The organism is Acidovorax sp. CCYZU-2555 (assembly GCF_018413525.1).
GTDB lineage: Bacteria > Pseudomonadota > Gammaproteobacteria > Burkholderiales > Burkholderiaceae_C > Comamonas.
On sequence record NZ_JAHCDD010000011.1, the window covers coordinates 68,417 to 82,221 of the forward strand.

Sequence of the window (13,805 nt, forward strand, 5' to 3'; positions counted from 1 at the left end):
GTCTCCTTGGTTTTTGTTGCCCAGGGGCCGGTCTGTGCCAGCCCTCACGACCTATCCCGCGCGCCGCGCCGCTCAGCGGTGGCGCGCCTGCAGTTGCTCGAACGACAGCAGTTCTCCGGCGATCGCGCTGGCCGCCACCGTGGGCGGACTCGCGAGCCACACATTGCCGGGCCCGCCACGGCCGGGGAAGTTGCGATTGATTGCGCTCACCGTGACCTGGTCCGCGCGCACCGAGCCGCCCGGCCCGCAGTTGCCGCAGGCGCCGCACGACGGCTGCAGAATGCGCGCGCCCACGCGCTCGAATGCGTCCATGTAGCCCGCGGCGATGCAGTGGTCGCGCACGGCCGTGGTGCCGAACTGCAGGTACAGCGACACGCCGGGCGCGACGCGCAGCCCGCGGTCGGCGGCCCAGCGCAGCACGGCGTGGTAATGCACGAAGTCTTCGCGCTTGCCCGCGGTGCACGAGCCGCCGTAGGCGATGTCTATGCGCACCGGTGTCGGCACCGCGGCCAGCGGCCGGCCATTGCCCGGGTCGCCAGGCGCCGCGACCATGGGCGGCACGGCGGCGCAGTCGATCTCCAGCACTTGCGCATACGCGGCGCCGGCGTCGCTTTGCATCCAGTCCTCGAGCGCGAAGTCGACGCCGCGGCGCTCGCGCAGAAAGCGCAGCGTCTCCTGATCGGGCGCGACGATGCCCGTCAGCCCGCCCAGTTCAGCCGTCATATTGGTCAGCGTCGCGCGCTCGTCTATGGCCAGGGCCTGCACCGCCTCGCCGACGAACTCGAACACCTTGCCCACGCCACCGCCCGTGCGAATGAAGTCCTGGGCCAGCAGGTGCAGCACCAGATCCTTGGCCGTGACGCCCGCGGCCAGGCGGCCGTTGCAGCGCACCAGCAGCGACGCCGGCACCGTGAGCCGCACCGCGCCCGTGACCAGGGCATTGGCCATGTCGGTCGTACCGACGCCGAACGCCACGCAGCCCAGCGCGCCGCTGTGCGGCGTATGCGAATCGGTGCCCACGACCAGCTGCCCCGGCAGCGCGTAGTGCTCGGCGACCATGGCGTGCGAGATGCCGGCCGCGTCGCCGCCCTTGTCGTGCAAGGCCTCGGCCTCGGTCAGCGTGCGGTGCGAGCGCAGGCCGTATTCGGCGACAAAGGCGCGCTGGGCCTCGACCATGCGCTGCACGTTGGGCACCAGGCCCGCGCGCACATGGGCCGGGCTTTCCTCGACATAGGAGGTATGGTCTTCGAAGACGATCACCGACGCGGGCGCCTGCAGCGCCAGCGGCCGGCCCAGGTTGGCGTGCAGCATGTGCGCGGCCATGCCCGTGTAGTACTCGTGAATGAAGCGCCAGTCGGCGCGCACGAAAATGCCTTCGCCCACGCGCGGCGATGCCGGTGTCAGCGCCGTGGCCAGCGCGTGGCGCGCGACGATCTTCTCGAACAGCGTGCGCGGCCCTGGCGCCGCGTCGCTGGCGCTCTCCTCGATGGCGCGCATATGCGTCTGGCCGAAGCGCAGCAACCCGCCGCTGCGCACGATGGCCGCAGCCAGCGCATCGCGCCCTGCGAGCAGTTCCTCCAGCGGGATGGCCTGGCCCGCGGCAATGCGCGCGACCAGGCCCAGATCGGTGGACGTGAACAGGCCGATGTTGTCGGCGTTCTGCCGGTAGATGCGCTCGAAGCTTTCGGCGATCACCAGCCGCACGCCCGCGAGCTTTTCGGCCGTGGGGCTGTGTTCGCGCGACGAGCCCTTGCCATAGCGCTTGCCCGCGACCACGACTTCGATGCCCGCCGTGCTGACCGCGCCCGCGGCGATCGGCAGGCACTCGCCCGCCTTGAAGCCGGTATAGGGGTAGCGGCCCAGCTTCTCGTCATAGTGCGTGAGAATCGGCAGCGGCGTGATTTCGTCGGTAGAGACATCGTCGCGCAGCGGCAGGGCCTGGGCCAGCGCCACGGCTTCGCCGCGCAGCACGGCTTCGACCGGCGCGGGCAACTGGCTCAGAAAAAGAATGCGCGCATTGAAGTGCAATGCGGCGTCGTCAGAGGTTCGTGGGGAATTTTTATCATCAGCCATGCGCCATGCTGGCTTGCCGGCGCGCACAGGCCAAGCGCCAACACGGCACAGGGGGTCGCGCGAAATGCGCGATCGGGACTTACCCTTTCAGGCTGTCAATCAAGGCCTGGGTGGCGCGCGGCTGCGGCGAACGGTGCAAGGCGTAGAGATGCAGGCTGCGCGCGGCCCAGCTCGCGGCCAGCGGGCGGCGCGCGAAATGCGCGGCCCCCGCATAGGCCGCGGCCGCGCTCTGCGGCACCACGGCAACGCCCATGCCGGCCTCGACCATGCGACATACCGCATCGAAACTGCTGACCGACACCGTGGGCGCGAACTCGCGGCCCAGCGCCAGCGCGCGCGCGTGCAGCACGCGGTCCAGCGCCCCGCCCTGGTGTATGCCTATCAGCGCATGGTCCAGCGCCTGGCCGAAATCGACCGTGGCCTGGGCCGCGAGCGGATGCGCCGCGGGCACCACCACATACAGCGGGTCCTGGGCGAAATGCCAGGCGTCTATGCCCGCGGGCGCGTCCATCTGCACACCCACGCCGACATCGGCGCGGTCGTCGAGACAGGCGCGCAGCACATCGCCAGTGTCCATTTCATGCAGCGCCACGCGCACCTGCGGGTACGCCGCCATGAAGCGCTTGATGCGCTCGGGCAGAAAGCCGATGACCGACGACATGTTGGCGTACAGCCGCACCGTGCCGCGCACCGCGTCGCCTTCCGACTGCACTTCGCGCACCAGCGCCTGCAGGTCTTCATCGATCTGCAGGCCGCGCGCCAGCACCACGCGCCCGGCGTCGGTCAGCGACACGCCGCGCGGCGAGCGCACCAGCAGCGGCCGGCCGAACGCATGCTCCAAATCGGCCAGGCGCCGGCTCAGCGCCGAAGCCGCGATATGCTCCTGCGCCGCCGCGCGCACGATGGAGCCGGCCTGGGCGGCGGCCACAAAAAGGCGCAGGCTGTAGGGATCGACGCGGCGGGTCGGCAAAGTGGGCGCTCCTGGAACAAGCGCGCATTGTCCCATGGGCGCGGCGCGCCCCGGGCTTGACGTCGGCCGCCAGGCGCTCCACATTGAGGCCCTGTCTTTCGCAACGAACTTCTCTCTACTTATGGCTTTTTCTTCTTCCATCGTCATCACCGGCGGCTTCGGCGCGCTGGGCAGCGCCATCGGCATCGCCGCCGCCGAAGCCGGCGCGCGCGTATGCCTTGTCGGCCATGGCGCGGCGCCGGCCGCCGCCACGCTGCCCGCGAACGTGCTGTGCATAGGCGGAGTCGACCTGACCGACACCCAGGCAGCAAACGCCGCGCTGCAGCAGGCCGCCCAAGCCTTGGGCGGTGTCGACGCGCTGGTCAATGTCGCGGGCGGCTTCCAGTGGCAGACCACCAGCGGCGATGCTTTCGACGCCTGGGACCGCATGTACTCCATGAACCTCAAGACCGCCGTGGTCGCCAGCCGCGCCGCCCTGCCCTGGCTGCGCCAGCGGCCCGCCGCGCGCATCGTCAATGTGGGCGCGATGGCCGCGCTGTCGGCCACGGCCGGCATGGGCGCATATGCCGCGTCCAAGGCCGGCGTGATCAAGCTCACCGAAGCGCTCGCGGCCGAACTCGCCGACGAAGGCATCAACGTCAATGCGGTGTTGCCCAGCATCATCGACACGCCGCAAAACCGCCGCGACATGCCCGACGCCGACACGCGCAACTGGGTGCGCGCGCAAGATCTGGCGCGCGTCGTGCTGTTCTTTCTGGGCCCGGACTCCGCGGCCGTCACGGGCGCGGCGCTGCCCGTGACCCGGAGCCCCCGGACTGCCGGCTGAATTTTTAGCGGCTAAAACGGGCGGGCGCAGGCGGCCATGCGCCGGCCTGCGGCTGGAACTTTCTGCATGACGGGTTACCAAGTCCATTCAAGACACCCCATCATCAGGAGCTTCAATGACCACAATCAGTTCCGCAGGCCCCCAAGTGCTGAACCTCGCATCGATCAGCGCCAGCGATATCGCGACCGTCAAAAACGCCAGCGACCGCGACCACATTGGCGGTCTCGGCAGCCGCATCTGGGACAAGGTGTCGGACATGTTCTTTGGCACCGACCGCGAGCAGGCCAAGAAATGCCTGTTCGACATGTACATGCCCAACACGCCGGATGCCCAGAAGATCGACAGCTTTCTGACTTTGCAAAGCCTTGCGGGCGACGGCTACAAGGACCGCTTCCAACATACGATAGAAAACGGCGTTGAAACCTATGCGCTGCTGCTGGATGGCGATGAAAAAGGCGAAGGTATTTTGCTGACGCGCAAAGTATTCGACTGCGACTTGAAGGCCATCAACGCAACCATCGCGAGCAACGGCGAAGTAAACAAGCTTGCGGTGCAGGCAACAAAGGACATCACCCGCGGCAGTTACTACATCGACGGCAAGCCTTTGCCCGATGACGTCACGCTCTCTGACACAGCAAGAACGGAAGCCAAGTTGTCCGCACTCGACGGCGCGATGGATGCCCTGAACTGCACGGCGGCAGAAAAAGAGACTGTTCTGACACTCGCCAATCAGGCGCTTTTCGGCCTCATCATGGCGAACACGGAGCGCACCGGCGGCCTGCCGCCGCTGTGCCCTACTTCCGAAGGGCAGGTCACCGAGTACCGCATCAGCCGCGAAGACGGCGTGATACGCCTGCGGGCGCTGTGCACGCAGGACGTGGACCACGTGCAAGACGAGGACATGCGCGCTGAAAAGAAGGAGGCCGTAAGCGAGGCCCCCCATATGCATAAATCGCTGGAAATGAGGATTGATATCGCGATCCAAGCCGATGGCCGGGCCGAAACCAGGAAGCTCGACGTTCTGGCCAACAAGGGCTGAGCGCCGCAGCGCCGCCCCCCTGCGCTTCAGCCCAGCTTCTGCAATTGCTGCTGGAGCTTGGTATGGCGCACCAGCGCGTCCATTTGCGACTGCACGAAGCCGCGCGTCGTGGAATCGGTGCATTGACCGTCGGCGTCGAACTTCTGGTTGGCAAAGCCGACGAAGATCTCGGGCTTGACCAGCACCGCGGCGTTCATGAACAGCAGCACCTTGCGCAGGTCGTATTGCACGCGCGCGCCGCCCAGCGGGCCGGGCGTGGCCGACAGAATGGCCACGGGCTTGTTGAGCAGCGGCTGGTCGTCGCCGCGCGACACCCAGTCGATCGCGTTCTTGAGCATGCCCGGAATCGAGAAGTTGTACTCGGGCGTGGCGATGATCACCGCGTCCGCCTTGCGAATGCGCTCGCGCAGCGCCGACACCGAAGGCGGCAGGCCCCTGGCCATCAGGTCGGAGTTGAAGGGCGGCACTTCGTCCCACGCCACGACGTCCAGCGTCGCGCCTTCGGGCAGGCAGTCGCCCGCGAGATTGAGCAACATGCGATTGATGGATTGGCCGCGCAGGCTGCCACAGATTCCGACGATGTCCATGAAGACTTCCTTGAAGGTCACAAAAAAAAGGGCCGCGACCGCAAGCCTGCGGCCCGGCCCCGCGATTGTCGCGTGAAATCAGCCTTGCAGCGCAATGCCTACTTGCTGGATCACATCGCGCCAGCGCGCGATCTCGCTGCCGACCATGGCGCGCATCTGCTCGGGCGAACTCGGCGCCGCGGCGCTGCCGGCGTTGGCCAGCGCCTGCTGCAGATCGGGCGCCTTGAGCGCCTTGTGGATCTCGGCGGCGAGTTTCTGCACCACCTCGGCGGGCGTGCCCGCGGGCGCGGCCAGGCCCAGCCAGGAGCGCACTTCAAAGCCCGGCAGCACCGTGGAGACCGTAGGCACGCCCGGCGCCGACGGCCAGGCCTCGGCACTGGTGATCGCCAGCGCGCGCAGCCGGCCCGACTTGATGTGCGGCGCGGCCACCGTGAGCGTGTCGGTGAGCACGTCGACATCGCCCGCAATCACCGCCTGCACGGGCGCGCCGCCGCCGCGGTAGGGTATGTGCAGCAGCTTCACCTGGGCGGTCGCGCCCAGCAGTTCGCCGACCATGTGCTGGGTCGAGCCCACGCCCACCGAGGTGAAGCTGACCTTGTCGGGGTCCTTGCGCGCCATGGCCAGCAGCTCGGCCAGGCTCTTCGCCGGATGCTCGGCGCGCACCGCGACCACGAAGGGAAACGACGACACCGTGGAGAGAAACGCGAAATCCTTGAGCGCGTCATAAGGCATGGACTTGCGCAGCGCCGCCGAGACGGTGTGCGCGCCCGTGAGCATCACCAGGCTGTAGCCGTCGGGCGCGGCCTTGGCCACGGCATTGCTGGCGATGGAGCCGCCCGCGCCGCTCTTGATTTCCACGACCACCGGCTGCTTGAGGCTTTCCTGCAGCTTCTGGCCCACGAGCCGGGCGACGACGTCGGCATTGCCGCCCGCGCCAAAGCCATGGATCAGCTGTATGGGCCGATTGGGATACGCGCCCTGGGACCAGGCCGCGAACGGCGCCAGGGATGCGGCGCCGGCAAGCAGCGCGCTGCGACGGGAAATGGGGGCCATGTTTGTCTCCTGAATTTATTGATTTTTGGAAAAAGCGCCAGCCCGGCGTCAGCCCGGCGCGCGCACGTAGCCGGTCTGGGCGCCAAAGACTTTCGCGCGTTGCGACCAGTCGTGGGTCTCGTTCCACAGCGCCAGCACTTCGGGCGCCTCGGCTTCGAACTGCGCATAGCGCTGCGGCTCACAGGTGCGCACCGTGAGTTCGAGCCGGTGGCCCGAAGGGTCGAAGAAGTAGATCGACGTGATGAAGTCGTCGTGGTTGGTCGGGCCCACGACTTTCAGGCCCTTGGCCAGCAGGTCGCGCCGTGCCTGCTCCAGCGTTTCCAGGCTGTCGACTTCGAACGCGAAGTGCTGTATCCAGCCCGGCGTGCGCGCGTCGCGGCCCGAGGCTTCGCCTTCGTCCTGCGGGCATTCGAAGAACGCGATGTTGCTGCCGTCGTCCATCTCGAAAAAGATATGGATGTGCGGGCTGTACTTGCCGGTCGACGGCACATGGTCCTCGCCCATCGCATGGGCGAACTTCAGGCCCAGCACTTCGGTATAGAACTGGACGGTCTCGGCGGCGTCCTTGCAGCGAAAGGCCGCATGGTGGAGTTTCTTACACAGCATCGGAGGTCTCCTGTTGAATGGCGGGAGTTGCGGGGGAATGCCACAGCGGCGTGAAAAACGGCGCGGGCGTGAGGAACTTCGATTCCTGGCTTTGCAGCAGCGGCAGCATGCGCGCCACATAGGCCAGCCACCGGGGCTCGGCCATCAGGCGCGCGCGCAGCGCCGCGCGTTCGTTGAAGTCGGTATAGGCCCACAGATGCACGATCTGGTGGAGCGGCCCCGACTCGGTGGTGTAGTAGCCGACCATGCGGCCCAGGATGCGCTGCTGGATTTCCAGGCCTTCGGCTTCGTAGAGCGCAAGATAGTCGCGCCACTTGCCCGGGTGGGCGGTATAGGTGCGTTGTTCGACGAGCATGGGAACTCCTAACCCAGCGGCGTGGCCGTGGCCGCGCCCAGCGTGCCCGTGCAATGGCCCCAGCCTATGCCGACAAAGCCCGCACGCTCGCTGCGCGCGCGCAGGCTCACTTCGTCGCCGTCGTGCAGGAAGGTGCGTTGCTCCTGCGTCGCGGCCAGCGTCAGCGGCTCGGCGCCGCCGCGCGTGAGTTCGAGCAGGCTGCCCAGCGCGTCGGCCGTGGCGCCCGAAATCGTTCCCGAGCCCAGCAGGTCGCCGGTATCGAGCGCGCTGCCGTTGCTGGTGTGGTGGGCCAGCATCTGCGCGAAGCTCCAGTAGAGCGTCGCGGCGTTGGAGCGCGACAGCCGCTGCGCGGGCAGATCCTGTGCACGCATGCGCGCGCTGCGCAGCTGCGCCTCGATGTCCACGCTCAGCCCGCCCAGCGCCTGGTCGGCGGCATCGAACAGATGCGGCAAGGGCGCGGGGTCGCCGGCGTCGCGCGCCGCCATGGCCTGGCGAAACGGCGCCAGCGCTTCGGCAGTGATGACCCAGGGCGCGACGCTGGTCGCGAAACTCTTGGCCAGGAACGGGCCCAGCGGCTGGTATTCCCAGGCCTGGATGTCGCGCGCCGACCAGTCGTTGAGCAGCGAGACGCCGAACACATGGTCCCAGGCATCGGCCACGGCCAGCGGGCGACCGGTCTGCGAAGCCGCGCCGATATAGATGCCCAGCTCGACTTCATAGTCCAGGCGCCGGGCCGGAGCGAACTCCGGCGCGGCCTGGTCCGCGGCCTTGAGCTGGCCCCAGGGGCGCTGCAGCGGCGCGCCGCCCACGCGCACGCTGTTGGCCCGGCCGCTGTAGGCCACGGGAACGTACTTGTAGTTGGGCAGCAGCGGCGCGTCGGGGCGAAACAGCCGGCCCGCATTGGTCGCGTGGTGCACCGAGGCAAAGAAGTCGGTATAGCCGCCGACTTTGACGGGCAGGTGCAAATCGACACCGGCCAGCGGGTGCAGCGCCTGCGCCAGCAGCTCGCGCTGCGCGGTCTGGCCCGCGCTCAGCAGCCGCGAGAGTTCGGCACGCAGCGCGGATGCAGCCGCATTGCCCAGCGCCATCAGCGCATTGAGCGTAGCCGCCGCGCAGGCCAGGGCGGCTTCGGCGGCCAGGCCCGACAGCAGCGGCGCGCAGGCCGCGACATCGAGAATCTGGTCGCCAATGCCCACGCCGCAACGCGCGGCGGCAGCGCAGCCGCGCACGCTGAACACCGCGAACGGCAGGTTCTGGATGGGGAAATCTGCGCCGGGAAGGTTGGCGCTCGCTACCCAGCTGCGCAGCGCGGGGTCGTGGGTGGCGTTGATCAAAGACGGGTTCACAGCGAATGCCCTCCATCGATGACGATGCGCGCGCCCGTGGAAGTGCGCAGATGCGTGACGCAGGCCAGCACCGCCTGGGCCACATCTTCGGGAGCGACCACGCGGCCCAGCGGCGTCTGCGCGGCTTTCTTCTCGAGTTCGGCGCGGCTGCGGCCGCCGACGAAATCGGTGTCGACCGACGCCGGCGAAACACACAGGAAGCGCACCGGGCCGAAGGCCCGCGCCATCGAGATGGTGAGCGTGTCCAGGCCGGCCTTGGCCGCGCAATAGGCCATGTTGCTGCCCAGGCCCGTGAACGCCGAGACCGACGACACATTGACCACGACCGCGTTGTCCGATTGGCGCAGCAGGGGCAGCAGCGCGCGTGTGACCGCATAGGTGCCGCCGACATTGGCGCAAAGAATGCTGTTGAACAGGTCGGGCTCCAGCGCGTCGGTGTCGGCATGTGCGATGCGCTGCGTGAAACCCGCGGAGTTCACCAGCACATCGAGCCGGCCAAAGGTCTGGGAGAGCCATTGCGCGGCCGCGGCGTGGCTGGCCTGTTCTTCGAGCGCGATGCGCAGCGTGTGCTGCGGGCCGGGCAATTGCGCTCCCAGGCTTGCGGCGCGCTCCAGGCTCTGGTGGTAGCCGATCACGACCGTCGCGCCTTCGTTGGCCAGAGCGCGCACCGTGGCCGCGCCTATGCCATTGCTGCCGCCGGTGACGAGCGCGATCTTGCCGCGCAAGGGAGAATGCTGGGTAGGTTCCGACATGGGCGTGTCCAAGGGATGGATGTCAGGTTGTTGCGTTGGATCGATTGTTTTCCAATCAATCAAAACGCGTCTCAGACCTGTCCATCAAATGAACACGAAAAATCAGCTGCCTTACTGACTCACGCAAACGCGGCGTGGCTTGGTGCCCGCCTTCGGCGGACCCGACTGTCCGTTAAGCGAACTGCCCGAAAATTCGTCATTGGCGCAGGGCGCCGACCCCGTTGCGCCAGACGCTCGATGTCACTCGACCTTGATTCCCGCATCCTTGACGACCACGCTCCATTTCTGGATTTCCTCGCGCAGATGGCTGCCCAGCTCCTGCGGGCTGCCGCCCGCGGGCACGATGCCGTGTTGCGGCAGGCTCTTTTGCATTTCGGCGGTGTTGAGGATCTTCACCACTTCGGCATTCAGCTGCTTGATGATGGGCTCGGGCGTGCCCGCGGGCGCGAACAGGCCGAACCAGGCCGTGACTTCAAAGCCCGGCAGGCCCGACTCGGCCACCGTGGGCACATCGGGCAGCTCCGCCAGCCTGGCCTTGCCGGTCACGGCCAGCGCACGCAGCTTGCCGGCCTGGATATGCGCGAGCACCGAAGGCAGGGTCGCGAAATACATCTGCACCTGGCCGCCCAGCAGATCGGTCACGGCCGGGCCCCCGCCCTTGTAGTTCACGCTCACCAGGTCGATCTTCGCCATGCGCTTGAACAGCTCACCCGCCAGATGGGCTGTCGTTCCGCTGCCCGAATTGGCAAAATTGATGCTGCCGGGCTTCTTGCGCGCCTGCTCTATCAGCGCCGCGGTGTTCTGCGCGGGCACCGAAGGGTGTACCACCAGCACCAGCGGCAAGGTGCCCACCAGCACCACGGGCGCAAAATCCTTGGCGGTATCGAAAGGCAGCTTGCTGTAGAGGCTGGGGTTGACCGGAAACGAGGTGATGGGCATGCCCAGCGTATAGCCGTCGGGCGCGGCGCGCGCAATCTGCTCGGCACCGATGTTGCCCGAGGCCCCCGGCCGGTTCTCGACCACCACGCTCTGGCCCAGCGCCGCCGACAGCTTGTGGGCGATGGCCCGCGCACTGTAGTCGGTGCCCCCGCCCGCGGCCACCGGCACGATGATGCGCACCGCCCGGCTGGGATAGCTGTCGGCCCAGGTTGCCGCCGATGCAGTCACGGCGCAAGCCGCCATGACGAAAGCCCGAACAAACGTGGGAGCAGCGCGCATGGGAGTCTCCTGATGCCGGGCGCACGGGGGCGTCGGGCGGGTTGAAAATATGGTTTATAAAATGCTCAATGCATAATGCATAATGCATTATCCGGCCGTGCTTGAGATTGGTGATTACCCGTTGAATAGACACATTGAAGTGGTGGCTGGAGAAAAGCAGGCTGGCTGGAACGCAGGCCGTTCATCCTGCATCAGGCTCTCAAGAAACAGCTTTTTTTCTAGCTAAATCAATAACTTAGAAGGTGGTCGATGTTGGCAAACGGCGGCAAAACAGTGACCCGTTCGTGGTGAGCCTCCCTGGCCGGGCGCGTCGCACCATGAACGCCCCGTAGTCATGACTTGAGCACAGGCCGTTCATCCTTCGACGCGGCCGGCAAGGCAGGCTCTCAAGAAACAGCTTTTTTTTGTCAAATAAATCAATGACTTAGAAGGTGGTCGATTTTGGCAAACGGCGGCAAAACTGTGACCCGTTCGTGGTGAGCTTGTCGAACCATGAACGGCCCGTCCTCATGCCTGGAGCACAGGCCGTTCACCCTTCGACAGGCTCAGGGCGAACGGATTTTTGACGCCCGCTGTTTCTTTTTAACGCCTTGCGAGGCTTAGCCTCGCTTACCTCGCTCAGGACGAACGGATTTTCGACGCCCGCTGTTTCTTTTTAAGGCCTTGCGAGATCCAGGCTCGCTTAACTCCGCTCAGGGCGAACGGGTAAAAAATTGCGCGAGCATGCACACCGCGCTTTTCGCCCCGATCTACTTGAAACAAATAACGGATGGCCGTTCGCCCCGAGCTTGCCTTGCCGGCCGCGTCGAAGGGCGTCTCTGCCCTCGACCAGCGCAAGCCAGGCCCCGCAATCAGTGCTGTTCCTGCCCCAGAATGGTCCACCCCGACTCGATATGCTTGCGCATCGCCAGCACCGCGGCCGAGGCGTCGCCGCTGGCCAGGGCGTCGAGGATTTCGTCGTGTTCGTCGGCCGCGGCCTGGCCGCGGTCCTTGGCGGCGTTGATCAGGTCGAACGGGTAGCGCGCCCAGAGGATTTGCACGAAATGCAGCGTCTGCGGCATTTCGGCGATGTCGTACATGCGGCGGTGAAAGCGGTAGTTGATGCCGCGCGCGGTGGCGCGGTCGCCGCTGGCGAAGGCCGCGGAGAATTCATCGGCCAGCACGCGCAGGTCGGCCAGGTCCTTGGCCGTGGCGCGTTCGCTCGAGCCACGCACCAACTGCGACTCGAGCACCAGCCGCAGCATCAGGATTTCCTTGGAGGACGCAGGATCGAACGGCACGACGCGCGCGCCGCGGTAGGAGTCGCCGCTGACATAGCCTTCGGCCTCGAGCAGCTTCAAGGCTTCGCGCACCGGCGTGATGCTCAGTTGCAGCTGCTCGGCGATCTCCGCCTGCTTCAGACGCGAGCCGCGCGGATACACCCCGGAGATGATGCCCTCGCGGAGGTAGTCGGCAACCTGTTCTTCCTTGGTTCGATATTCCATTGCAAGCCGCTCGACTGCAAACGCCAGGTCGAACGCCATTCTCCTTAAATGTGACCCCCTAGGGCTGTTCGCCGATTCTATGCGACGGCGCCTGGCGCGGCGCGGGCCGAGGCCACAATCCGGCGCGCGCGTTCGACAACCGGGCGGTCCACCATCTTGCCGTCCACGGCCGTGGCCGCGCCCGCGCTGGCGTCGAAGGCCTGCAGCACGCGCCGCGCCCAGGCCTGCTCCTCTTCGCTGGGCGCGAACGCCCGGTTCACCGCGCCCACCTGCGCGGGGTGAATGCACAGCTTGCCGCCAAAGCCCAGCTGGCTGGAACGCAGCGCGTCGGCGTACATCTGCTCGGCACTGTCAAAGCGCACGCTCACGCCGTCCAGCGGTGCGCGCAGGCCCGCAAAGCGCGAATGCAGCACGATCTGCGTGCGCACCGCGGTCATTGCGTCGCCGGTGTCGGCGATGCCGCTGTCGATGCCGAAATCCACGCTGCCGAACGCGATCTGCGTGAGGCCAGGCGCGCGGCTGAGCGCGGCCAGGTCCATGAAGCCGGCGACGGTTTCGAGCAGCGCGATCACTTCGCGCCCCGGCAGCGCCGCCAGCGTGTGTGCAAGCGACGGCGCATCGGCCTTGGAAAGCATCACGCCCGCCTGGGGCAGCGCGGCCAGCATCGCCAGGTCATCTGCGAACCAGGGGGTGTCGGCGGCGTTGATGCGCACCAGCGCCCTGCCCCCCGCGGCCAGCCAGGCGCGCACGGCTGCGCGCGCCGCCGGCTTGGACTCGGGCGCGACTGCGTCCTCGAGGTCGAGAATCACGGCATCGGTGCCGCTGGCGACGGCCTTGTCGAATCGGTCTTGGCGGTGGCCGGGAACGAACAGAAAGCTGCGCTGTGTCATGCGTGCCTCAGGAAAACACCACGTCCTGCGACGTGGTCAGCTGGCAAAAGCGCTTGAACGTGGCCACGGCCTGCGCATGCTCCTCGTCACTGGGCGCGCAGCAGCAGTCTTCGAGCACGATGACTTCGAAATCGCGGTCATGGCCTTCGCGCACCATGGCCTGCACCACGGCATTGGTCGACACGCCCGAGCAGTAGATGCGGCGCACGCCCTGGGCGCGCAGCACCGCGCCCAGCGTGGTGCTGTAGAACGGGCTCACGCGGTGCTTGATGATGTCGAAGTCGCCGGCCTGCTGGCCCAGTCCCGGGTGCACTTCGGTGCCCCAGGTGCCCAGCTTGAAGATGCCGTTCTTGCGCGCGCCCGCGAAGATCGGCGAATTCGGCGGGCATTCGCGGTAGTCGGACGAAAAGCCCACGCGCACAAAGCCCACCGACACGCCCGCGGCGCGCGCCTTGTCGATCGCGGCCCGGGTGCGGGGAATCAGCTGGCGCGCCCTGACCTGCTGGCCGTACGCCGCCTGGCCGTTCGGGCCTTCGTCGTGAATCAGGTCGTTCATCATGTCGAGCACGAGATAGATGGAGGAGCTCATGGCACTTTCCTGTGGAA

The 13,805-nt window shown here is 67.0% G+C and carries 14 protein-coding genes; 2 read left to right on the forward strand and 12 right to left on the reverse strand.

Annotated elements, in window-relative coordinates; all coding sequences use genetic code 11:
* Window positions 1–72 precede the first annotated feature (72 nt).
* Together KHY18_RS05825 and KHY18_RS05830 are read right to left on the reverse strand one after the other, a co-directional pair.
* Window positions 73–2,073 carry an aconitase family protein gene (locus tag KHY18_RS05825; RefSeq protein ID WP_213295438.1) on the reverse strand — a complete coding sequence of 667 codons (2,001 nt, stop codon included), beginning with the start codon at window positions 2,071–2,073 and terminating at the stop codon, window positions 73–75.
* A gap of 79 nt (window positions 2,074–2,152) precedes the next feature.
* Window positions 2,153–3,043 (reverse strand): LysR substrate-binding domain-containing protein, encoded by an 891-nt coding sequence (locus KHY18_RS05830; protein ID WP_502768347.1) that lies wholly within the window; start codon window positions 3,041–3,043, stop codon window positions 2,153–2,155.
* 121 nt (window positions 3,044–3,164) lie between these two features.
* Here KHY18_RS05830 and KHY18_RS05835 point away from each other — a divergent pair, with 121 nt between their 5' ends.
* Together KHY18_RS05835 and KHY18_RS05840 are read left to right on the forward strand one after the other, a co-directional pair.
* Window positions 3,165–3,869 carry an SDR family NAD(P)-dependent oxidoreductase gene (locus KHY18_RS05835; protein WP_213295445.1) on the forward strand — a complete coding sequence of 235 codons (705 nt, stop codon included), beginning with the start codon at window positions 3,165–3,167 and terminating at the stop codon, window positions 3,867–3,869.
* 115 nt (window positions 3,870–3,984) lie between these two features.
* Window positions 3,985–4,908 carry a hypothetical protein gene (locus tag KHY18_RS05840; RefSeq protein ID WP_213295448.1) on the forward strand — a complete coding sequence of 308 codons (924 nt, stop codon included), beginning with the start codon at window positions 3,985–3,987 and terminating at the stop codon, window positions 4,906–4,908.
* Window positions 4,909–4,934: 26 nt separating this feature from the next.
* On the opposite strand, the gene KHY18_RS05845 is transcribed toward KHY18_RS05840, so the two are convergent.
* The 10 genes from KHY18_RS05845 to KHY18_RS05890 form a co-directional block, all read right to left on the reverse strand.
* Window positions 4,935–5,495: an NADPH-dependent FMN reductase gene (locus tag KHY18_RS05845; RefSeq protein WP_213295451.1), complete on the reverse strand. Its 561-nt coding sequence runs from the start codon at window positions 5,493–5,495 to the stop codon at window positions 4,935–4,937.
* A gap of 78 nt (window positions 5,496–5,573) precedes the next feature.
* Window positions 5,574–6,548, reverse strand: a complete 975-nt coding sequence (locus KHY18_RS05850) for a tripartite tricarboxylate transporter substrate binding protein (RefSeq protein WP_213295461.1) — start codon at window positions 6,546–6,548, stop codon at window positions 5,574–5,576.
* Window positions 6,549–6,596: 48 nt separating this feature from the next.
* Window positions 6,597–7,154, reverse strand: a complete 558-nt coding sequence (locus tag KHY18_RS05855; RefSeq protein WP_213295464.1) for a VOC family protein — start codon at window positions 7,152–7,154, stop codon at window positions 6,597–6,599.
* Complete coding sequence (locus KHY18_RS05860; protein ID WP_213295468.1) at window positions 7,144–7,509, reverse strand: NIPSNAP family protein; 366 nt, start codon at window positions 7,507–7,509, stop codon at window positions 7,144–7,146. The genes KHY18_RS05855 and KHY18_RS05860 overlap by 11 nt, the downstream gene beginning before the upstream one ends.
* Window positions 7,510–7,517: 8 nt before the next feature.
* Window positions 7,518–8,855 (reverse strand): fumarylacetoacetase, encoded by a 1,338-nt coding sequence (gene fahA / locus KHY18_RS05865; RefSeq protein ID WP_213295471.1) that lies wholly within the window; start codon window positions 8,853–8,855, stop codon window positions 7,518–7,520.
* The gene (locus tag KHY18_RS05870; RefSeq protein WP_213295473.1) at window positions 8,852–9,607 is read right to left on the reverse strand and encodes an SDR family NAD(P)-dependent oxidoreductase; all 756 of its coding nucleotides are present in this window, start codon (window positions 9,605–9,607) and stop codon (window positions 8,852–8,854) included. The genes fahA and KHY18_RS05870 overlap by 4 nt, the downstream gene beginning before the upstream one ends.
* A gap of 240 nt (window positions 9,608–9,847) precedes the next feature.
* Complete coding sequence (locus tag KHY18_RS05875) at window positions 9,848–10,825, reverse strand: tripartite tricarboxylate transporter substrate binding protein (RefSeq protein WP_213295475.1); 978 nt, start codon at window positions 10,823–10,825, stop codon at window positions 9,848–9,850.
* 851 nt (window positions 10,826–11,676) lie between these two features.
* Window positions 11,677–12,309 (reverse strand): GntR family transcriptional regulator, encoded by a 633-nt coding sequence (locus KHY18_RS05880; protein ID WP_213295480.1) that lies wholly within the window; start codon window positions 12,307–12,309, stop codon window positions 11,677–11,679.
* 77 nt (window positions 12,310–12,386) lie between these two features.
* On the reverse strand, window positions 12,387–13,199 hold the full coding sequence (locus KHY18_RS05885) for an HpcH/HpaI aldolase/citrate lyase family protein (RefSeq protein WP_213295481.1): 813 nt from the start codon (window positions 13,197–13,199) through the stop codon (window positions 12,387–12,389).
* Between the two features lie 7 nt (window positions 13,200–13,206).
* On the reverse strand, window positions 13,207–13,788 hold the full coding sequence (locus KHY18_RS05890) for a cysteine hydrolase family protein (RefSeq protein ID WP_213295491.1): 582 nt from the start codon (window positions 13,786–13,788) through the stop codon (window positions 13,207–13,209).
* Window positions 13,789–13,805: the final 17 nt, after the last annotated feature.